Annotated in this window: 17 protein-coding genes; 2 read left to right on the top strand and 15 right to left on the bottom strand. The window is 61.6% G+C overall.

From position 1 onward, the window contains the following. Positions 1-10: 10 nt before the first annotated feature. The 3 genes from Q1W15_RS07035 to rnd all read right to left on the bottom strand — a co-directional run bounded on the left by Q1W15_RS07035 (position 11) and on the right by rnd (position 2,486). Positions 11-943: a D-2-hydroxyacid dehydrogenase gene (locus tag Q1W15_RS07035; RefSeq protein WP_300725475.1), complete on the bottom strand. Its 933-nt coding sequence runs from the start codon at positions 941-943 to the stop codon at positions 11-13. Positions 944-1,062: 119 nt separating this feature from the next. Beyond that, on the bottom strand, positions 1,063-1,356 hold the full coding sequence (locus Q1W15_RS07030; protein WP_300725473.1) for a YcgL domain-containing protein: 294 nt from the start codon (positions 1,354-1,356) through the stop codon (positions 1,063-1,065). Beyond that, positions 1,353-2,486: a ribonuclease D gene (rnd, locus tag Q1W15_RS07025; RefSeq protein ID WP_300725471.1), complete on the bottom strand. Its 1,134-nt coding sequence runs from the start codon at positions 2,484-2,486 to the stop codon at positions 1,353-1,355. The genes Q1W15_RS07030 and rnd overlap by 4 nt, the downstream gene beginning before the upstream one ends. A 221-nt stretch (positions 2,487-2,707) precedes the next feature. Between rnd and ampC the strand changes: the two genes are divergently transcribed. Next, positions 2,708-3,862, top strand: a complete 1,155-nt coding sequence (ampC, locus tag Q1W15_RS07020) for a class C beta-lactamase (protein WP_300725469.1) — start codon at positions 2,708-2,710, stop codon at positions 3,860-3,862. On the opposite strand, the gene Q1W15_RS07015 is transcribed toward ampC, so the two are convergent. After that, positions 3,859-4,506 carry a class I SAM-dependent methyltransferase gene (locus Q1W15_RS07015; RefSeq protein WP_300725467.1) on the bottom strand — a complete coding sequence of 216 codons (648 nt, stop codon included), beginning with the start codon at positions 4,504-4,506 and terminating at the stop codon, positions 3,859-3,861. The two genes, ampC and Q1W15_RS07015, sit on opposite strands and share 4 nt — an antisense overlap. A gap of 118 nt (positions 4,507-4,624) precedes the next feature. Beyond that, positions 4,625-6,004 carry a glutamine synthetase family protein gene (locus Q1W15_RS07010; protein ID WP_300725465.1) on the bottom strand — a complete coding sequence of 460 codons (1,380 nt, stop codon included), beginning with the start codon at positions 6,002-6,004 and terminating at the stop codon, positions 4,625-4,627. Between the two features lie 625 nt (positions 6,005-6,629). On the opposite strand from Q1W15_RS07010, the gene poxB reads away from it, so the two are divergent. Next, positions 6,630-8,351 carry a ubiquinone-dependent pyruvate dehydrogenase gene (poxB, locus tag Q1W15_RS07005; protein WP_300725463.1) on the top strand — a complete coding sequence of 574 codons (1,722 nt, stop codon included), beginning with the start codon at positions 6,630-6,632 and terminating at the stop codon, positions 8,349-8,351. Positions 8,352-8,613: 262 nt separating this feature from the next. Here the strand turns inward: poxB and Q1W15_RS07000 are convergent, their stop codons facing one another. The 10 genes from Q1W15_RS07000 to Q1W15_RS06955 form a co-directional block, all read right to left on the bottom strand. After that, positions 8,614-9,768, bottom strand: a complete 1,155-nt coding sequence (locus tag Q1W15_RS07000) for an iron-containing alcohol dehydrogenase (protein WP_300725461.1) — start codon at positions 9,766-9,768, stop codon at positions 8,614-8,616. Positions 9,769-9,785: 17 nt separating this feature from the next. Beyond that, the gene (locus tag Q1W15_RS06995; RefSeq protein WP_300725460.1) at positions 9,786-10,940 is read right to left on the bottom strand and encodes an iron-containing alcohol dehydrogenase; all 1,155 of its coding nucleotides are present in this window, start codon (positions 10,938-10,940) and stop codon (positions 9,786-9,788) included. A gap of 8 nt (positions 10,941-10,948) precedes the next feature. Then, on the bottom strand, positions 10,949-11,596 hold the full coding sequence (locus tag Q1W15_RS06990; RefSeq protein WP_300725459.1) for an ATP-binding cassette domain-containing protein: 648 nt from the start codon (positions 11,594-11,596) through the stop codon (positions 10,949-10,951). After that, positions 11,593-12,363 (bottom strand): ABC transporter ATP-binding protein, encoded by a 771-nt coding sequence (locus tag Q1W15_RS06985; RefSeq protein WP_300725456.1) that lies wholly within the window; start codon positions 12,361-12,363, stop codon positions 11,593-11,595. Before Q1W15_RS06985 ends, Q1W15_RS06990 begins: the two co-directional genes overlap by 4 nt. Continuing rightward, positions 12,360-13,304, bottom strand: coding sequence for a branched-chain amino acid ABC transporter permease (locus tag Q1W15_RS06980; protein WP_300725454.1), 945 nt, complete (start codon positions 13,302-13,304; stop codon positions 12,360-12,362). The genes Q1W15_RS06985 and Q1W15_RS06980 overlap by 4 nt, the downstream gene beginning before the upstream one ends. 1 nt (position 13,305) lies before the next feature. Then, positions 13,306-14,202 (bottom strand): branched-chain amino acid ABC transporter permease, encoded by an 897-nt coding sequence (locus Q1W15_RS06975; protein WP_300725452.1) that lies wholly within the window; start codon positions 14,200-14,202, stop codon positions 13,306-13,308. Positions 14,203-14,311: 109 nt separating this feature from the next. After that, positions 14,312-15,637 (bottom strand): ABC transporter substrate-binding protein, encoded by a 1,326-nt coding sequence (locus Q1W15_RS06970; RefSeq protein WP_300725450.1) that lies wholly within the window; start codon positions 15,635-15,637, stop codon positions 14,312-14,314. Between the two features lie 23 nt (positions 15,638-15,660). Beyond that, the gene (locus tag Q1W15_RS06965; RefSeq protein WP_300725449.1) at positions 15,661-16,983 is read right to left on the bottom strand and encodes an ABC transporter substrate-binding protein; all 1,323 of its coding nucleotides are present in this window, start codon (positions 16,981-16,983) and stop codon (positions 15,661-15,663) included. Between the two features lie 193 nt (positions 16,984-17,176). Next, complete coding sequence (locus tag Q1W15_RS06960) at positions 17,177-18,505, bottom strand: sigma-54 dependent transcriptional regulator (RefSeq protein ID WP_300725447.1); 1,329 nt, start codon at positions 18,503-18,505, stop codon at positions 17,177-17,179. A 52-nt stretch (positions 18,506-18,557) separates the two neighbouring features. Further along, complete coding sequence (locus Q1W15_RS06955; protein WP_300725445.1) at positions 18,558-20,279, bottom strand: ATP-binding protein; 1,722 nt, start codon at positions 20,277-20,279, stop codon at positions 18,558-18,560. Between the last annotated feature and the right edge of the window lie 111 nt (positions 20,280-20,390).

Here is a 20,390-nt window from a genome sequence, read left to right as displayed (position 1 = left end):
CTGTTGCGCGTCAGTAGCCGCGTTCAAAATCCACTTCGCCGCGCAACGGCTGTCCTTGTTGATACGCGCTCAGGTTTTCGACAAACAGCTGCACCATCATCGGCGGCGATGTCGGTGCCGAGCTGTGGCCCGTTAACAACAAGCCCCAGGCCGTCCAGAACGGATGTTTGGCCGGTAACGGTTCCTGGCGGCACACATCAATGACCGCACCGGCCAAATGGCCCAGGCGCAACGCTTCAACCAGGTCAGCATCGACCACCGCAACGCCGCGCCCGGCGTTGATAAACACGCCCGTCGGATTGAATAGCGCAAACAGTTCGGCGTCGTACAAGTCATGGGTGTCCGGGGTGTTGGGCAACAGGTTGACCACATAGTCCATTTGCCCGACCAACCGCGGCAGGTCGCTCAATACGCCCACTTCTTTAAACGGTGCCAGTTCACGCACACGGCTGGCAATGGCGTAGGTTTCAACGCCAAACGGCTGCAGAAACTGAGCCACTGTCTGGCCGATATCGCCCGCGCCCACAATCAGCACCTTGCGCCCCACCAGGCTTTGGCCCAAGCGACCGTCCCACTTGCGTTCCACCTGGCTCACCAGACGCGCCATGACTTCACGCTCGTGGCCGAGCATGTAGGTCAACACGTACTCGGCCATCACCTGACCGAAAATACCGACCGCACGGCTCAAACGATAATCACGCGGTACGCCTTCGGCCAGTAACGGTGTAATCCCCGCCCAAGTCGACTGCACCCAGCGTGGGGTATGCCCCTGACGCAGCAGGGTCGCCAGCAGGTCCGGCTGCCCCAGCCACACCGGGCAATCAGCGGCCATTTGCGAAAGCTGCGCCGAATCACCGCTGGAGAGAATCTCCAGGCCCGGCGCGGCTTTTTGCAGGAGTCGGGTGTAGAGCGGGTAATCGTTTTCGGCAATCAGAACACGCATGTTTCTAACCTTCTTAAACCACGGCCAGCGCTCGCCATCGCGGGTTGTCCCGTCGAATTCGACCGGCGCCAATCAATATCAGTGTGAGACAGGTGCCCACTGCGGGCACCTGGAGCCGTTCACATCGGGTCGTTGCGGCGCAACAACTCTTCGGGCAAATGCTCGATGTATTCGTCTTCAGCTGGGGGCATTTGCAGGTGGTAACCCTGGGTTTCCAGGTTTTCCAGCACCTTGCTGATGTCTTCGCGAGACAGCTTGCGCTCGGGCGTCAGCACCAGGTCGAACGCATGGATCGCCTTGCCAAAGGCCGACATCAGGGTTTCCGGCACGCGCTCAAGGGCATCGGCCTTGAGCACATACAGGTACATTTCGTTGCGCTTGGTGCTGCGGTAAATGGAACAAATACGTTTCAAGACGCTTCTCCAGCGGTGGCCAGGCAGTCGAGCAACGCCTGACCCATCCGTTCACGGCGCCATCCGCGCAGTGAATCCGGCAATTGATAAGGGCCCTGTGGGTAGCCACTTTTGACCAGCGCCTCCAGGGTTTTCTTGCGCAGCATCAGCTCCGCAGCCATGTCCAGACGCTCGGCTTCAGCCTGGCCAATGGCACGCAGGCGCTTGATCAGCGCAGCCGCCTCGACTGGCAGCGGCTCGGGCACGGCAGGCGGCCACTGTTCTGGCGGCACACTGGCGGTGCCTTTGATCAGCTTGAGCAAAAACTCGCCGTCATGGCGCACGGTGCGCGGGTGCATGTCTTCAATGCGTGCCAGCGACACCAGGTTATCGGGCTGGGTTTTGGCCAATGGCCACAGCGCATGCTCGCGCACCACGCGGTTGCGCGGTACATCCCGGGCGCGGGCTTCACGCTCACGCCAGGCACACACTTCACGCAACACCGCCAGCTCGGCACGGGACAATTTCCAGGCCAGTTTGGACTCGCGATACACCTCATACGGGTCCACTTCGCGGCGCAGGTTCGCCACCAGCTCAGCGCCGTCTTCCAGCACCCAGCCGTACTTTTGCTCCGACAGTCGCGGCTGCAACTGGGTGTAAACTTGTGCCAGATGCAGGGCATCTTCGGCCGCATAGCTGACTTGTGTTTCAGACAACGGGCGCTGCAACCAGTCCGAACGGGTTTCACCTTTCGGCAAGTCGATGTCCAGTACGTCCTTGACCAGGCGCGAATAGCCCATCGAGAACCCGAGGTTCAGATAGGCCGCAGCCAGTTGGGTGTCGAACAACGGCACCGGCAGGCTTCCCGTCAGGCGCAACAGCACTTCGAGGTCTTCGCTGCACGCATGCAGCACTTTGACCACGGACTGATTTTCCAGCAGCGCTGACAATGGCTGCCAGTTATCGATTGTCAACGGGTCGATCAGGTAAGCGCGCTCTGCGTCGCAGATCTGGATCAGGCCGGCAATCGGGTAAAACGTATCGACCCGCATGAATTCGGTGTCGAGGGCGACGAATGGCAATTTTTGCCATTCAGCGCAATGTTGGCCGAGGCTATCGTTGTCGCAAATCCAGTGAGTATCGATGGCCACACGGCTCTCCCTTGAAGAATGGCGGGCAGTATATATCGGCACCAGGGATAACCGGGCATCGACTCGTCATCTTGTCATCGAAAAAGCCTACAGAATTTAGGTCGCGGGACTGCATCCAAATGGACCTTTTAGCTATAGGTTGCCCGAGCCCCCTGATTCACACAGGGCGGTGCAGTCTGAACACCCATCGTTGTCTATCCCTATAAAAGAGGATCACCCGAATGCGTGCGCACCTCACATCCTGCACTCTTGCGCTCTCTCTCTTAAGCCTGTGTGTGTTGGCTCCATTGGCCCGGGCCGAGACCACGGCCCTGCCCCCCCAGGTGCATGAAGCCGTCAAAGACGTCATGAACACCTACGATATTGCAGGGCTGGCCATCGCAATCAGCGTCAACGGCAAGGAGCAGTTCCATAACTTCGGCGTGGCGTCACGGTCAACGCAGGCCGGCGTAACACCCGACACGTTGTTTGAAGTCGGCTCGATCAGCAAAGTCTTTACCGCCACCCTGGCCACCTACGCCCAGGCCAACGGCAAATTGTCGCTGTCCGAGACGGTCAGCCACTACCTGCCCGAACTCAAGGGTTCAGCGTTTGGCAAGGTCGTGCTCACGCACCTTGCCACCCACACGGCAGGCGGGTTCCCGCTGCAGGTACCGGAGACCGTGAAAAATCGGCGCCAGCTCATTGAATACTTGAACGACTGGACACCGCTTTACCCCGCCGGCACGCAACGCAGTTACGCCAACCCCAGTATCGGCATGCTCGGCCTGATTGCGGCCAAAAGCCTGAACATGACGTACAACCAGGCACTGGAACAGCACCTGTTCCCGGCACTGGGCCTGAAAAACAGCTACTTGCGCGTGCCTGAAGAAAAAATGGCGCTGTATGCGCAGGGTTACGACAAAGAGGGCAAGCCAGTGCGGTTGAACCCGGGGGTATTGGCCGATGAAGCGTATGGGGTTAAAACCAGTGCGCGCGACCTGTTGCACTTCACACAACTGAGCATGGCACCCGGCACACTCCCCGCGCCCCTTCGCCAGGCACTGGACGACACCCGCGTCGGGTATTTCCAGGTGGGGCCAATGACCCAGGACCTGATCTGGGAGCAATACCCCACACCCGTGTCCCTGGACTCACTGCTAACCGGCAACTCAAACAAGATGGCGTACTCGAACAACGGGGCCATTGCCCTGAACCCCGTCAAGCCTCCCCAACCCGCGGCATGGGTCAACAAAACCGGTTCCACCGGTGGCTTTGGTGCCTACGTGGCCTTTGTGCCGGGCGAACAGAAATCCGTGGTTATCCTGGCCAACAAAAACTACCCCAACGAGGCCCGCATCAAGCTGGCCTACACCCTGCTGGACACGCTGAACTAACGCTCTTTGCGCACAATATAAATGCTGCCCAGCGCACTGCCGGGCAGCACGGTGTAGTGCTTGAACACGCTAAAACCCGCCAGCGCAAACTGCGCCTCAAGCTCGGCGCGGCTCACCGCGATGCACAACGGGTCATTGCGCTGAGCAGCCGAACGCCCCACGTGCACCGATACAATCAGGCTGTCGCGGCTAACCCGGTGAAACTCACGCAGCAGGGCCAAGCGATGTTCACTGTCCCGCACATGGTGAAAGAGCTGCATGCAAAAGATGCTGTCCACGGCATTGGCGGGCAAGTCGATGTTGAAGACCGAGCTTTTAAAGGGTTTGATCCGCTTCAGCAGGCTCGCGCCGTGATGCGTGCGGGCATGATCCAGCATGGCTTGTGACGAATCGGCGGCCAGAATCACGCGGTTGCCATGCTCGGCCAGCACCGGCCAAAACAGCCCGGCACCACAGGCCATGTCCAACACCAGCCCCGGCTCGCCGGCCGCTTTGAGCGCACGGCGCACCAGGCTTTTTTGACGCCGCAACGCTAGCCGCTGCAACAGCCCCAGGGGGCGGGCCTGCTGGCAAACTCGGGCGTGCTCGCGGTCATACTGCTCGGCCAGCTCAAGCTCAAAAGTGGAAGGTAGCTGCGATGACATGGCCCACGAACTCTTAGGTGTAGGAAGAAGATCAGCACAAAGACTAGAGGGCCATCAGTGAAAAAATTGTCAGCAATCATTGAAAAAACTGCGGACAACCCGCGCCGCAAGCCCTTCGTCAGGCCTGGTGCAAGTACCAGCGCCAGTCCTGCTCACCGACTTCGCCCATAAACTGCCGGTACTCGGCCTGCTTCACCGCCAGGAACACCTTCAGAAAGTCCGGCCCGAACGCTTCTTTGGCCCAGGCTGAGCCTTCCAGCGCCCGCAGGGTGGTGAGCCAGTCTGTCGGCAGCCGCTCGCTGGCCTGCGCATAGCCATTGCCTTCAACCGGTTCGCCCGGGTCCATCTGCTCACGGATGCCGCGGTGAATACCCGCCAAAATGGCCGCCGCCGCGAGATAAGGGTTGGCGTCGGCCCCACAAATCCGGTGTTCGATATGCCGCGAAAACGCCGGCCCGCCGGGCACCCGCAGGCTCACCGTACGGTTGTCGACCCCCCAGGTGGCCGCCAGCGGCGCGTAACTGTTGCTCTGGAAACGGCGGTACGAGTTGGCATTGGGGCAAAACAGCAACAGCGAATCGAGCAAAGTGCTGAGCATTCCGCCGACCGCCTGGCGCAGCAAGGGCGTGCCGTCCGGCGCTTCGCTGGCGAACAGGTTATGGCCGTCCTTGTCCGCCAGGCTCACGTGCATGTGCATGCCGGTGCCGGCCAGGTCATCGAACGGCTTGGCCATAAAGCACGCCACCATGCCGTGCTTGTGCGCCACGCCCTTGACCAGGCGCTTGTAACGCACCGCCTCGTCCATGGCCTGCAACGCATCGCTGCGGTGTTCCAGGGTAATTTCCACTTGCCCCGGCGCGTATTCGGAAATGGCCGTGCGGGCCGGAATGCCCTGCAATTTACAGGCGCTGTACAGGTCGGCCAGGAACGGTTCGATTTGCTCCAACTCACGCAACCCATACACCTGCGTCGCCCGAGGGCGCTGGCCGTCGGCATCACGTGCCGGCTGCGGCCGGCCGTTGCTATCACGCTGCTGGTCCAGCAAGTAAAACTCCAGCTCGGCGGCCATCACCGGGTAGTAACCGTCGGCTTTAAGGCCATCAATCACCTTGGCCAGTACATGCCGGGGGTCGGCCACGGTCGCTGGCATGCCTTGCTGCGGGTGCATGCTGACCTGCACCGCCGCCATCGGCATCAAACGCCACGGCATCCGCTGCAAACTGCCGCTAATGGGGTAGGCCCGGCAATCGATATCACCCACTTCCCACACCAGACCCGTGTTTTCGACATCATCGCCCTGAATGCTCAAGCCCAGAATCGTGCTCGGCAACGGCCGCCCGCTCTTGTAAACCTCCAGCAACTCATCACGGTGCAACAACTTGCCCCGAGGCACACCGTTGTTATCGAGAATAAACAGCTCGAACATCTCGATATCCGGGTTCGATTCCAGAAATTGCTGGGCTTCTTGCAGCGGGGCAAACGTGGACGTGGCACTCATGGGGATACTCACATTTTCGCATCAGGCAGGCGCACAGGCGCGCCGATTGGCTTGCACCGCAACAGGCGCAAACACTCAAGGCTTAACGGGAAAAAGACGTATCTGGTGGGCGGGCGTGGCGACAGTGATACAAAGCCCAAAAGGCCAGTTCGGAAGGGAGTTTGCACAGGCTAGGCGCATACAAGGCAAAGAAACGACAGACCACCCCACGAAGCGCAATGCTCGGCGACAGCCCTCGACCCACCTGCCCTACACACCCAACAACCATACACACAACCGCAAGTCACAAAGATCCCACAGCCTCACACGACTGATCGTGTCATTTCAATAGCCAGTTTCAAACCTTTGGGTGCGCGATGGCTAAACATTGACCAAACAGCCTGTCACCGGGATAAACCTTCGACATCGTCAGCGCGTACGGTTGCTCAGGGGCAGACCCGAGGGGGACGTGGTTCTAGGCCAATCCTGTCCCCATAAGGAACTGGGCGCAATGACGCGAGTCGGAACTAGCACGCCCTTACCCGCCGACTGCTCACCTGTACAGCCGGGCGTGGGCGTCTATCCTGCCCGGGGCGGTGTGTCACTGCGCCGCTGTTGTCTTTTTCTTATTTCAAGGAGCCACGCCATGACCCGAACGGTTGCCGATTTCATCACCGAAACCCTGCAGCAAGCAGGCGTCAAACGCGTGTTTGGCGTGGTAGGCGATTCCCTCAACGGGTTTACCGATTCGCTGCGCCGTCAGGAGCAGATCCAGTGGGTTCATATGCGCAACGAAGAGGCCGCCGCCTTTGCCGCCGGGGCCGAGGCGCATTTGACCGGCGAGCTTTCGGTGTGCGCCGGCAGTTGCGGGCCCGGTAATTTGCACCTGATCAACGGCCTGTTCGATGCGCACCGCAGCGGTGTGCCGGTGCTGGCGTTGGCCGCGCATATCCCCAGCAGCGAAATCGGTATCGATTATTTCCAGGCCACGCACCCCGAGAGTCTGTTTAAGGAGTGCAGCCATTATGTGGAGTTGGTGTCGCACCCCGATCAGTTGCCGCAAGTTCTGCAGCGCGCCATGCGCATGGCCATCGCCAAGCGCGGTGTGGCGGTGGTGGTGATTCCCGGCGATGTGGCGCTGCAAGCCACCGAGGCCAAGGTGCCCCACTGGCTCAAGCCCTCGCAGCCGCTGGTTCGCCCCGGTGATGCCGATATCGATGCGCTGGCGGCGTTTTTAAATGACGGCAAGAAAGTCACGCTGCTGTGCGGGGCGGGGTGTGCCGGGGCCCACACTGAAATCCTGGCCCTGGCCGAGCGCCTCAAAGCACCCATCGTGCATGCCTTGCGTGGCAAAGAGCATGTGGAGTACGACAACCCGTATGACGTGGGCATGACCGGGCTGATCGGTTTTGCCTCGGGCTATAAAGCGATGATGAACTGCGACACGCTGCTGATGCTCGGCACCAATTTCCCGTATCGCCAGTTTTACCCGGAACACGGCCGCGTGGCACAGATCGACTTGCGCGCCGAGGCTTTGGGCAACCGCTGCCGCCTGGAGTTGGGGTTGCTCGGTGACGTCAAACTGACCTTGCAGGCGGTGCTGCCCAGCCTCACTCAACAGCCCGACAGTGGCCACCTGGACGCTGCGCTCAAAGACTACAAAAAAGCCCGCGAAGACCTCGACGCGCTGGCAGAAAGTGGGCCTGACAGTTCAATCATTCACCCGCAGTACCTCAACCGGCTGGTCAGCGAACTGGCGGACGAGGATGCGATTTTCACCTGCGATGTGGGCACGCCCACGGCTTGGGCGGCGCGTTACCTGAAAATGAACGGCAAGCGCCGGCTGGTGGGTTCGTTCAACCACGGCTCGATGGCCAACGCCATGCTGCAAGCCATTGGCGCGCAGGCGACGTTCCCGTATCGCCAGGTGGTGTCCATGTCGGGTGACGGCGGCTTCACGATGATGATGGGCGACTTTCTGACCCTCAATCAGGTGGGCCTGCCGGTGAAGGTGATCGTGCTGAACAACGGCACTCTGGGCTTTGTGGAAATGGAAATGAAGGCAGCCGGTTTCCCGGATGTGGGCTGCAACCTGGACAACCCCAATTTTGCGGCGATGGCCGAGGCGATGGGGGTCAAGGGCATCCGCGTCGAACACCCGGCGGAACTGGAAGCCGCCCTGCGCGAAGCCTTCAGCCATGACGGCCCGGTATTGGTGGACGTGGTCAGCGCCCGTCAGGAACTGGTGATGCCGCCCACCACCACCTTCGAGCAGGCCAAGGGGTTCAGCCTGTTTATGCTCAAAACCGTGATGGATGGCCGCGCCCGCGAGCTGATTGACCTGGCCAAGGTCAATCTGTGGCGTTAACCCGCTAATCGCTGCCGCAGGTTGCGATCGAGCCTGGGTTTGACAGGTGCACCGCGCGGCCTGGTTTTACGACGACTACGTCGCCGGACGTAGCCTCGCAAGGCTCGGCAACTGCTACAGGGCTCGCGCTTCGTAGCAGTTGCCGAAGGAACGAGGCTACGTCCGATTGCGCAGCGATCGTAAAACCTGAATCCCGGATCTAACAGGTATACCGCGCAACCTGTTTTCACGATGATTGCGACGAAAGGCGTGTCTTCGCGGGTTAAAAGATACTGCGGTAGATCGCTTCGATCTCCTGTGCAGTCATGTCTCGCGGGTTGCTGTCGATCAAACGACGAATGCCGACGGCCACTTCGCTGGCCATCAATGGCAGCGAGGCTTCATCCACCTTCAACGCGGACAAGCGCCGCTCCAGGCCACTGTCATTGACCAACGCTTCAATGGCCCGAACAAACGCTTCGGCGGCTTCTGACTCATCGGCAAAATACTCGCCCGGCAACAGATAGGCCGCCAGCTCAGCGTATTCGCGCTGCGCCTCGACCAGATTGAAGCGAATCACCGGGGCCATCACCAGCGCATTGGCGTGGCCGTGGGGGATGTGGAAACGCGCCCCCAGCGGGTACGCCAATCCATGAATCGCCGCCACCGAGGCGTTGACGAACGCCATGCCCGCCATCAGCGAGCCTTGCAGCATGGCGGTGCGCGCGGCAACGTCCTGGCCGTCGGCCAACACCTTGCGCAGGTTGCTCCCCAGCAGCGTCAGCGCGGCGGTGGCCAGGCCATCGGCAATCGGGTTTTTGCGGGTGCGGCTGGTGTAGGCCTCAATGGCGTGAACCATGGCGTCCAGCCCCGTGGCCGCCGTAACGTGGGCGGGTAAACCCAGGGTCAGCAGCGGGTCGAGGATGGCCACGTCGGGCATCAGTTGCGCGGAGTACACCGCCTGTTTGCGCTGCTGCGGGTCGGTGATCACCGACACCCAGGTCACTTCCGAACCGGTGCCGGCGGTGGTGGGCATCAGCACCAGCGGTACCCGTTGCCCGCGGGCTTTGTCGGTACCGTACAGCGCTTCCAGCGGTTGTTCGCTGTTGATCAGCAACGCCACCAGTTTGGCCGCGTCCAGTGAGCTGCCGCCGCCCAGCCCCAGTACGCCATCGGCCTTGAACGCCTGCGCTTGAGCGGTGGCCGCTTCAACCACAGCGGTGGAGGGGTCGGGCGTGACCTGATCAAACACCGCCACTGCGCACCCGGCAGCTTCAAGGGCGCTTTGCGCTTGCGCCGTAAAGCCCAGCCGGACGATGCCGGGGTCGCACACCAGCAGAACGCGCCGGGCACCCAACTGTTCAAAGGCCTGGCCAACACCCTGCATCGCGCCCGCTTCGCAGACAATGCGTGGCACGCTTCTAAATTCATAACTCATGACTGACTCCTGAAAACTTAGAGCACCGAGGCATAGATGCCGTGGATGTCGTCGCGGGTAACGGGACGCGGGTTGTTGATCAACAGGCGCTCGACTTTCAGCGCGTCAGTGGTCAGCCGGTCGAGGTCTTCCACCGTTACCCCCACGTCGCTCAGGCGCTGGGCAAAGGGCATGCGCGCCACCAACTCGGTCATAAAGCCGATAAAGGCGTCGCAGGCCTCGGCGTCACTGGCGAACCGTTGGCCCGGCAACACCGCTGCCGCCAATTGCGCGTACAGCGCTTGCGCCGCCGGGCGGTTGAAGTTCAGCACCGGCACTAACACCAGGGCGTTGCTCAACCCGTGGGGCACATGGAAGTGCCCGCCCAACGGGTACGCCAGCGCATGCACCGCCGCCACCGGAGCGTTGGCGAACGCCATACCCGCCAGCATTGAGCCCACCAGCATGTCGGATCGCGCAGACAGGTCACCCGGCTCGGCCAGCACGCGATCCATGTTGGCCGCCAGTAGCTTTAGGGCTTGTACGGCCAGGCCATCTGACAGCACGTTCTTTTTGTGCGCGCTGGTGTAGGCCTCGATGGCGTGCACCATGGCGTCGATGCCAGTCATGGCGCTGACCGCAGGCGGTAAGCCAACCGTCAGGCGCGCATCCAGCAACGCAATGTCGGGGTACAGCAGCGGGCTGACCACGCCTTTTTTCTCGTGGCTGGGGGTGGTGACAATCGCCACCGCCGTGACTTCCGAGCCGGTGCCCGCCGTGGTCGGTACCTGAATCAGCGGCAAGCGCGGACCTTTGGCCAGGTTGATGCCGTAGATGTCTTCCAGGCGCTGTTCCTGGCCGCAGAGCAAGGCCACCAGTTTGGCGGTGTCCAGCGAGCTGCCACCGCCCAGGCCAATAACGGCTTGCGCGCGACAGGCGCGGGCCGCATCGACCGCCTCTTGCACCGACGCCGCCGGCGGGTCGGCCTGTACATCGCTGTACAGCGTGACCTGCAAACCGCTGTCACGCAGGGCTTGCAACGGGGCGTCCAGCAACCCGGCGCGGTGCAGGCCCGGGTCGCTGACCAGCAATACGCGCTCGGCGTTCAATTCACGGCACAGCGCACCCAAGCGCAGCGCGCCGTCCACTTCACAGATCACGCGGGGGGTGGTTTCAAACGTAAATGTCGACATGATGGTCATTACCCTGCGGTCACACTGCCGCGTTCGATGCGAAACACCGCATCAACCAGGTCAGCAGAATGAGTGTCATCGGATTCGGAAATCAGCACGCACAGGCCTTCCTGGCCCAGCTTGGCGATCACCTCGCTCAAGCGCCGGGACAACACCGGCGCCACGCCCTCAAAGGGCTCATCCAGCAGTAACAGCTTGTTGCCCGGCATCAACGAACGCGCCAGCGCCACCAGCTTTTGCTGGCCGCCCGACAGTTGCATGGCCTTGCGGTCACGGAACTGGGCGATTTCCGGGATCAGGCTGTAAACCCATTCCAGGCGTTGTTCATGGGCAGGCAGTTTGTTGGCCCACACCGGCAACAGGATGTTTTCTTGCACCGTGAGGGCCGGGATCAGCCGCCGGTCTTCCGGCAGGTAACTGATGCCCGCCCCGGCACGGGTGAAGCCCGGCTGGCTGCGCAGGTCCTGGCCGTCAAAGGTCAGTGTGCCGGAGTCGGCATCGAGCAGGCCCATGATGGTGCGGATCAGCGTGGTTTTACCGGCACCGTTGTGGCCGATCAAGCCGACCATTTGCCCAGTGCCCACCTGCAGGGACACGTCGTGAAGAATCGGCACGCCTTCGATCGAGACGTGCAGGTTGCTAATGGCCAGAGTCATTGCGCTGCCCTCGTGTGAGCGTTGGGGCCGCCCGTGACAAATTCCTGAACGCGGGCGTTGGCCAGCACCTCTTCAGGTGCGCCGTCGGCCAGCACTTCACCGCTGTAGAACGCCAGAATGCGCGACACGTAACGGCGCACCACGTCCATGTCGTGTTCCACAAACAGCACCGTGACCTGGTGCTGTGCCACCACGCGCATCACCGTGTCCATGAGCGCGGTTTTTTCTTCGGCGCTGACGCCGCTGGTAGGTTCGTCGAGCAGCAGCATTTGCGGGTCACCAATCAGCGCCATCGCGATGTCGATCAGCTTGCGCACGCCTTGGGGCACCGCCGTGACCTGCGTATCGCGCCAGCGACTGATGTCGAACTCGGCCAGAATCGCGTCGGCCTGGGCGATGCGTGACGCATTGCGCATGGGGGCCAGCAACGACGGAAACGGGCTTTGTGCCGCCGACACTGCAATCAGCAGGTTGTCCAGTACGCTCAGTTGCGGGAACAGTTGCGCCACCTGAAAGGAACGGGCCATGCCCGAACGGGTGATGGCACGCGGCGTGTGCCCGATGATTGACTGGCCGTTGAACAGAATCTCGCCGCTGCTGGGCTTCAGGTAACCGGTGACCATGTTGATAAACGTGGTCTTGCCCGCGCCGTTGGAGCCGATCACGCCCACCACTTCGCCTTTGTGGATGCGCACATTCACATCCTTGGCCGCCGTGACGGCCCCGAACGATTTGCACAGCCCCTGGGTTTCAAGAATGCAAGTCATGCTTTAGCTCTCCGTGCTTGCCCGGTGAACAGGCTCCACAGGCCCTTGGGCAAAAAGACGATGATGGCCAGCAGGGTGAACCCCAGGATCATCTGCCAGCTGTGCGGCACCAGTTCGATGGCGTAGGTGCGCACCACGGCAAACAGAATGGCCGCGATAAACGGTGCCGCCACGTGGGCAGTGCCGCCGAGCAAGGCGATAAACACAAACTCGCCGGAGGTGATCCAGTAGGCCATTTCCGGGTCGATATGCCCGGCGGACAAGGCCATAAAGCCACCGCCCAACGCCGACACGGCCGCCGCTGCCACATAGTTCATGTACAGCACCCAACGCGGGGACTGGCCCAGGTATTCGACGCGCACTTCGTTTTCACGAATGGCTTCGCACATCATGCCGGCGCTGCTGCGGCTGTAGCGGTGCAGCAACACCGCCAGCAGCCCCGAGCACGCGACGATGATGATGAACAGCGCCAACGGTGCCTGGCCGGCCGCCGGCGTCCAGCCAAACAGGGTCCAGGCCTTGACGTTGAAGCCGTCGGTGCTGCCCAGCGCCGAGCTTTTGACCAGCACGCCGTAGAGGATCATCGAGAACGCCAGCGACAGCATCGCGAAGAAAATCTCGCGGTAGCGGGTCATCAGCAAGCCCAGCACCATGGCCAGCAGCACCGCCGCGCCCACGCCGATCAACAGCAACACCACCAGGTCGCTGATGTTTAAAAAGTGCCCGCTCATGCCCACGGCGTAACCGCCGACGCAAAAGAACAGGCCCTGGCCGAAGGTCACCAGGCCGGCGCGCATTTGCATCACCACACCTTGCACCACCATCGCCTTGGCCAGCGCCATCGTCAGCAGAAACACCAGCCACTGCGGCGCAATCACACCGCCGGCGGCCAGCAGCACTGCCACGCCCAGCAGAATCAATTCGGTTTTACTCAGGCGCATATCAAATTTTCCTCGCCAGCACACGGCCGAACAGCCCTTGGGGGCGCACTGCGAGCACCAAGGCCATTACCCCGTAAATCACAAAGAGTTCGAATTCCGGTGCGTAATGCACCGCCGCTGCGCGGCTCAAACCCACCAGCAACGCACCGACGGCAGCACCTTCAATGCTGCCCATGCCGCCGATTACCACCACGGCAAAGGCCAGTACGATGATTTCAACCCCAATGCCCGGCACCACCGAAATGGCCGGGGCCGTGAGGGCACCCGCCAGCGTGCCGAGCATGGTGCCCAGCACAAACACCAGGGTGAACATGCGGCGCACGTTCACGCCCATGGCCATCGCCACTTCGCGGTCGTGGATCACGGCGCGCAGTACCTTGCCCTGGTTCGTGCGCTCCAGCCACAGCCACAGGCCAAGGCCCAGCACCGCGGAAACGCCGACCAGCATCAGGTCGTAATTGGAGACTTTCAGCCCGGCCAGGGCGCTGCGCCCCATCTCGGCATACGGCTGATAAGCGAAATAAGGGTTCACGCCCCAGATCATTTTCATGGTGTCTTCGAGGATCAGCAGCAGCGCGTAGGTGATGATCACCATCAGCACTTCGTCACGGCCGTACATAAAGCGCAGCAAGCCGCGCTCGATGATCAGGCCCACGATCAGGCCGGCCACCAGCGCGCAGCCGAGCATCATCAAGTAGCCGACCCACACCGGGCCAATGCCGTTATTGAAATACCAGCCCACCAGCGACGCGGCGGTGTAGGCACCGATGGCATAAAAGCTGCCATGGGCCATGTTCAGGATGCGCATCACCCCGTAAATAACCGTGAGCCCGGCCGCGACCAGAAACAGCCACGAGGCATAGATGGTGCCGTCAATCAGCACCGCGAAAAGACTCATCATAGAGGTCCTACCTTGGCAAGAAGGTGGCAAAACCTGTAGGCGCGAGCGTGCTCACGATCTTTAAAAGATCGCGAGCACGCTCGCTCCTACAGTAGCCGTTAGCGGATCAGTTACATTGCGCGCCGGGGAAACCGGCCTTGATCCAGTCCAGCGCTGTGGTGCCGTCCGGCGGGGTCACGCACTCGCCCGAGAACGCGATAACGTTCTGCACGCTGCCTTTTTTGCTGGCCTTGTCGTACTGGTACTCGCCGTAAGCGATGCCCTGCATGGCCTGGTGGCCATCGGCACGGGCCATTTGCACGGTGCCCGACACCGACTCAAAGGTCGAACCCTTGAAGGCTTTGGCGATTTCCAGCGGCGTTGGCACTTTGCCCGACGCGACGTTGGCGTTTTCAGCGGCGTGCTTGAGGCCCAGAATGGCCTGGGCCATTTTGCTGGCCGGGTAGGTCGGCGAGGTTTTGTAGGCCGTCTCGTAGGTGGACTTGAACCAACGGTTCAGGTCGTTATCCGGGGCAAACGCGCCGAACGGGCCACGGCCACCGATGATCATGCCGTTGGGTGCCTGATCCTTGTAGCGGTCGATGGCCGACTCGCCACAGGTGAGAACGGCGGTGGCGTCTTCCAGCAGGCCGCGGGCGTTGGCCTGCAAGACCAGCGCTTCCATGTCGCCGCCCCAGAAGCTGGAGTGGATGATGTCCGGGCGCTTGACCGAAATGGCGGAAATTTCAGCGCCGTATTGGCCCTGGAAAACTTTCGGCATCTGCGATTCAACCACCTTGGCCTTAGGCATCAGCTGGTCCATCGAGTGGGTAAAGTCGTTCCAGCTGTCCTGGCCCCAAGCGTAGTTTTGCTGGATACCGGCCACTTTTTGCGCGTCGGGGCGCACCTTGGCCAGGTAGCGGGCCGCGCCAATGTTGTCGACGGCCGCGTCCAGGCTGGTACGGAACACGTACTGCGGGGTTTTATCTTCTTTGAACAACTGCGAGGTGCCGCAGTCGTAAAACACGGTCATGGCCCCCAGTTCTTCAGCTACCGGCGCGATGGCCAGGCAGTCGCCGGACGAGATGTAGCCGACCACGGCATCGACCTTCTGGCGCTGCACCAGGTTGCGGAATTCCTCGACCTGTTTGGCCGCACCGCCCGCCTCGTCGATGATCACCATTTCAATTTCAGCACCGTTGATGCCGATCTTGTCGTAAGGCGCGGGCAGTTTGCCCTGGTTGAGGCCTTCCACCAGCAACTTGGCGGCGTTGGCCGACGGCTCACCAAATGGCCCGGCTGCCGGGCCCGACAAAAAGGTGACAACGCCGATACGGAACTTGCCGTTATCGGCCGCCTGAACACTGGCGTTAAACGACAGCGCCAGACCGGCAGCAGCAGTAATGGCCAGGGCCAAAGGGTGTTTACGTGTACTTTTCTTATAGTTGTTCATGCCAAAGTCTCGGAGTGTGAGGTCTAGGGGGCCTGCCCTTCGACAACGGGTTTTCGGGCTGCCAGACGCCGCTTTAAGGTGGCGCTGTCGAGTTGCAGTTCTTGCGCCGAGTACACCGACCAATCACCCAGCATCAACTGGGCGGGCGGGTAATCGGTGTTGCTGACCGGCGAGCCAATGGCCTGGCTCTGCTGGATCTGATGGGTCACGGGGTCGATCCGCGAATCGAAGCCTTGCGGGTCTTCCGGCAAGGCAATTTCCAGGCCTTCCAGAGCCTTGATCAACGCTTGGGTGTCGGTGGCACCCCCGGCCTTTTCGTAGGCTTTGGCCAGCACCATCACCCCGGTGTAAGCACCTTGGGCGGCGTAGGTGGGATAGCGCCCGCTCATTTCGCGGAAACGCTCGACGAAGGCATGGTTGCGTGCGGTATCGGGCCAGTTGTTGTGATGGCGGGCCGACAGAATCAGCCCCGCCGGCGCTTTGTTGCCCAGCGACACCAGAAAGTCGTAGTTGGCCCCGGTGTCAAAGTTCGCCAGGCGCGCGGTGTCCAGCAAACGCGTACCGGCGGCCTGCTTGAGGAAGGCGTGGAAGTCGCCGCCCCACAGGGCCGACACGATAATGTCGGGCTTGGATTGCTCCAGCGCCGTGATGTAGGCCGAGTAGTCCGGCTCGTACAGGCGCGGCCACAGCTCAATGACATCATCGAACTTCACGCCCAACTGGTTGAGCGCGGCGTGCAGGTCATCGCGCGACACGTGGCCGTATTCATAGTCGGGGCCGATAAACGCCAGGCGCTTCCAGCCGGTCTTGCCTTGCAGGGTTTTGAGGTAGCGGGCACCAGCGGCCATGGAGGTCCAGGTGTCGTTGGTCACGCGAAAATAGTACGGGTGGCCGTTTTCCAGGGTCATGCGCGAGGACGCGTGGTCAGTGCCGATCATCAGCACTTTTTCCTGCCGCGCCCATTGGCTGACCGCCAGGGCCACGCCGGACGACACCATGCCGCACAGCACCTGTACGCCGTCCTTGTGCACAAAACTTTTGGCCAGGCTGACACCGTAAGAGGCCTTGGACTGGTCATCGTCGACGATCACCCGCAGGCGCGGTACCGGCTCACCGGCCTGGTGGCGGGCCTCCAGCTCGGCGAGGGCGACCTGAATGCCGAGGATGCTGTCCAGCCCATAAATGGCGGCCCGCTCGGTCATCGGGTACAGGCAGCCCATGGTCAGGTCGGCGTGTGCGGCAGGCACACCCAACTCCAGCCGCCCGGCTTCGGCGCAAACGGCGGCGCTGGCAAGCAGGCTACTCAGAGCCAGGAAGTGGAAACCCCATTGACGGATCGGGCGCATAAAAATCCTTCGGGCGTTGTGAACGCCTCTTGTTGGTCAGCGAAAGGGATAGAGCAAGGGATGTGCCAAAAGGATCGCGAGCACGCCCGCGCCTACATATTGCAGATACTTCTGTAGGAATGAGCGTGCTCGCGATCTTTAAACGCAGAAAGTTTGAGCGCTAACCGCTCAACCGGCGCGCAAGGTTGAGCGGTTAGCGCTCAATGCCCAGGCGCTGCAAACGTCGCTTGAGCGCATGCCGCGAAATGCCCAGCAATTGCGCCGCCAAACCTTTGTGGCCGGCGCTGCGGGCCAGGGCATCGCTCACCAGATCACGCTCGGCACGCTCAAGCTGGTCGCCCAGCATCAACTCGGAGGGGTGCGCGCCGGGGGCAGCCTGCAGGTGTGCAGGCAGCATCGCCGCGCTGATGGCCTGGCCCGGCGACAGAATGGTCAGGCGCTCGACCAGGTTTTTCAGTTCGCGCACGTTGCCGGGCCAGCGATGCCGACGCAGCGCCGCCACACACTCGGGTAGAAAACGAATCGCCTCGACGCCCTCTTCCGCGGCCTGACGCCGGGCGAAGTACTGGGCCAACAGCAGCAAGTCGTCACCGCGCTCGCGCAACGCGGGAATATCCACGGTGATGACGTTCAGGCGGTAAAACAGGTCTTCACGAAAGCGCCCCAACCGCACATCGTCGGCCAGGTCACGGTTGGTGGCCGCGACCACGCGCACGTCGGCGCTGCTGGCCTGGCTGGCCCCCACGGCGCGGTAGTTGCCGTTCTCCAGAAAGTGCAGCAACTTGGCCTGCAAGGTCAGCGGCAGTTCACCGATCTCGTCCAGAAACAGCGTGCCGCCGTTGGCCTGGCTGACCAGCCCGACGCGTTTTTGATGCGCGCCGGTGTAGGCCCCTTTTTCGGAGCCAAACAGTTCGGCCTCAATCAATTGCTCCGGCAAGGCCGCGCAGTTGACCTCGATAAACGGGCTGGCCGAGCGCACGCTCAGCCCGTGCAGTGCCTGAGCCACCAGGGTTTTACCGGTACCGGATTCACCCAGCAGTAGAATGCGCGTCGCGGAGCTGCGGGCGATGCGCTGCACCGCCGCGTGCAGGCCGGCCATGACCGCGCTCTGGCCTTGCAGGCCCGCCGTCAGCTCAAGGCTGATGGGCATTTCGGGAGCTTCCAGGGCCAAGGTGCTGCCAATGGTAGCCAGCAAGTCGTCCAGCTCAAATGGTTTGGTCAGGTAATCGGTGGCACCGCCCTTGACCGCCTGCACAGCGGCCCGCGTATCGCCATGGGCCGAGATCATGATCACCGGCAACTGCGGCTTGCGCTGACGCAAACCCTCCAGGGTGGCCATGCCGTCAATGCCCGGCAGGCCCAGGTCGAGCAGCACAAGGTCGATGTCATCCAGTGCGTGTTGCAACGCGGCCTCACCGCTGTTGGCCGTGCTGATACGCATGCCCTCCTCGCGCAAGGCAAAACTGAGGGAGCGCACCAGCGCTTCTTCATCATCGACAATTAAAACGTGAACATCGGACATCGAGGGTTATCCCTATAAACCCGTAATCGCTGACACGCCACACGGGCAGCGGCTACAAAGAACGCGGTGGTGCACAACAGTCCAGTGTGACCTGTGTGCCCACGCCTACGGTACTGACAATTTCCATGCGCGCGCCATTGGCCTCCAGCAGTTGATGGCAAATGCTCAAGCCCAGGCCGGTGCCCCGGGCCTTTAAGGTGAAGAACGGCTGGCGAATGTTTTGCAGATCAACTGCCGAGATCCCACAGCCCTGATCGGCCACGACCATCCGCACACGGCCTGCCCCGGGCTCGGTGTAGAGCTTGACCACACTGCCATCAGCGCTGGCCTGCAACGCGTTCAGGCACAGGTTGAGCAGCACTTGCTGCGCCTGGTCCGGGTCGATCAGCACCTGGCAATCCGGCGCTGCCTCGTACTGAAATTCAACCTGACGCGCCTGCATCTGTGGCATCACCGATTGGGCCGTTTGCTCGAACAACTGCGCCACCGACACCACCTGTGGCTTGGGCGGGTGCGGCCGGCCGTACTCCAGCAGGTCATTGGTGACCCGTGACAAACGATCGATTTCCTTGACCAGATCGCTCAACAACTGGTGCCGCTCGGGTTCCTGCTCACGGCGCAGCAACGCTTGCACCGTGGTTTTCATGGTGGCCAGCGGGTTGCGCACTTCATGGGCCACGCCGGTGGCGAAGGTGCCCAGCACCGCCAGGTTTTCGCTGCGTACGGTTTTTTCCATGACCTGCGCCAGCCGTTCAGCCATCACATTAAAGGCGCGGGCCACATGGCCGATTTCGTCATCCTGTGGCGGTTGAGCCAAGCGGTAACTCAAGTCCCCCATCGACAGTTGATGCGCCCCTTGCAACAAGGTGCTGACCCGTGAGCGCAACTGGCGCGACAGGGTGAAAAACACGATCAGGATAAAACCGATAAAGGCCGCTGCCACCCAGTACAACCACCAGCGGGCATCGTTAAGCGGCTTGAGAATGGCCCCCGGCTCCACGCTGAATACCAATTGCCAGCCGGGCAAAATCAGCGGCCCCTCATGCCACTGCGCCGGGGCGGGTACCCGCCGCCCTGTGGGGTCGAAAAAAGCACCCTCCGGCACCCGCAGCAGCGGTGCGACTACGCCCCCCATGCCCGCGCTCACCAGTAACTCGGTCAACGACGCCAGGCGCAAATGCAGCGCAATGCGCACGCGCTGGTTGGTGCGGCCATTGCGCACCGTTTTGCGAATCAGAAAACTGCCCGAGCGCCCCGCCTCGGGCCCTAACGGCCCAATGACTTCCACATCACCCACCCATTGCACGGGCAAATCCGCAATGGACCAGTGCGCATTGCCCCAGTAAGGCTCGCCCGAAGCAGACTGGCCGGGCAGTACTTTCAGTAGCCGGTTGTGCTCGTCAAAAAACAGCACGCCGTACATAAAGGGCAAGTCGCCCTCCAGCTTGAGCAACGAATCCACATCACTGACAAAGTGTGACTGGTCGGCAATAAAGTCCGGCATGTTGGGGTGATTGGACAGGGCCGACAGTTGGTAAAAACGATCATCCAAAAAGGACGACAAGCGGTTGGCGGTGGATAACGCTTGAGCGTCGAGCCGTTCACCGGTAAGGCGGTTGAGCAGGTCCTTGGCCAATTGCTCGTACAAAATGGCCAGGGCGATCAGCGCGATGCTCATCACCACCACCGACAGCAAGGTATAGCGGGCCACCAGGGTGCGATGGGGCCGGGCAAGCCAATGGAGCAGAGTGCGAAAGGCAGAATCAGGGTTCATGGCGGACTGGCTTGTTTTTATAGTGGTGCCAGCATAGGGATCGACTGTCTGGCCTGTCTACACATGGACGGGTGCAGATGGCTTGCAGGGCTGACCCGGCATCGCCTAGTA

Source organism: Pseudomonas sp. (genome assembly GCF_030150285.1).
Lineage (GTDB): Bacteria > Pseudomonadota > Gammaproteobacteria > Pseudomonadales > Pseudomonadaceae > Aquipseudomonas.
This window is presented reverse-complemented; position numbering and strand designations above follow the sequence as displayed.

Excerpts from the sequence above, each read along its gene's own strand:
- Q1W15_RS07035 (WP_300725475.1), bottom strand. The coding sequence starts at position 943 with ATGCGTGTTCTGATTGCCGAAAACGATTACCCGCTCTACACCCGACTC.
- ampC (WP_300725469.1), top strand. The coding sequence starts at position 2,708 with ATGCGTGCGCACCTCACATCCTGCACTCTTGCGCTCTCTCTCTTAAGC.
- Q1W15_RS07015 (WP_300725467.1), bottom strand. The coding sequence starts at position 4,506 with ATGTCATCGCAGCTACCTTCCACTTTTGAGCTTGAGCTGGCCGAGCAG.
- Q1W15_RS07010 (WP_300725465.1), bottom strand. The coding sequence starts at position 6,004 with ATGAGTGCCACGTCCACGTTTGCCCCGCTGCAAGAAGCCCAGCAATTT.
- poxB (WP_300725463.1), top strand. The coding sequence starts at position 6,630 with ATGACCCGAACGGTTGCCGATTTCATCACCGAAACCCTGCAGCAAGCA.
- Q1W15_RS07000 (WP_300725461.1), bottom strand. The coding sequence starts at position 9,768 with ATGAGTTATGAATTTAGAAGCGTGCCACGCATTGTCTGCGAAGCGGGC.
- Q1W15_RS06995 (WP_300725460.1), bottom strand. The coding sequence starts at position 10,940 with ATGTCGACATTTACGTTTGAAACCACCCCCCGCGTGATCTGTGAAGTG.
- Q1W15_RS06990 (WP_300725459.1), bottom strand. The coding sequence starts at position 11,596 with ATGACTCTGGCCATTAGCAACCTGCACGTCTCGATCGAAGGCGTGCCG.
- Q1W15_RS06985 (WP_300725456.1), bottom strand. The coding sequence starts at position 12,363 with ATGACTTGCATTCTTGAAACCCAGGGGCTGTGCAAATCGTTCGGGGCC.
- Q1W15_RS06980 (WP_300725454.1), bottom strand. The coding sequence starts at position 13,304 with ATGCGCCTGAGTAAAACCGAATTGATTCTGCTGGGCGTGGCAGTGCTG.
- Q1W15_RS06975 (WP_300725452.1), bottom strand. The coding sequence starts at position 14,202 with ATGAGTCTTTTCGCGGTGCTGATTGACGGCACCATCTATGCCTCGTGG.
- Q1W15_RS06970 (WP_300725450.1), bottom strand. The coding sequence starts at position 15,637 with ATGAACAACTATAAGAAAAGTACACGTAAACACCCTTTGGCCCTGGCC.
- Q1W15_RS06965 (WP_300725449.1), bottom strand. The coding sequence starts at position 16,983 with ATGCGCCCGATCCGTCAATGGGGTTTCCACTTCCTGGCTCTGAGTAGC.
- Q1W15_RS06960 (WP_300725447.1), bottom strand. The coding sequence starts at position 18,505 with ATGTCCGATGTTCACGTTTTAATTGTCGATGATGAAGAAGCGCTGGTG.
- Q1W15_RS06955 (WP_300725445.1), bottom strand. The coding sequence starts at position 20,279 with ATGAACCCTGATTCTGCCTTTCGCACTCTGCTCCATTGGCTTGCCCGG.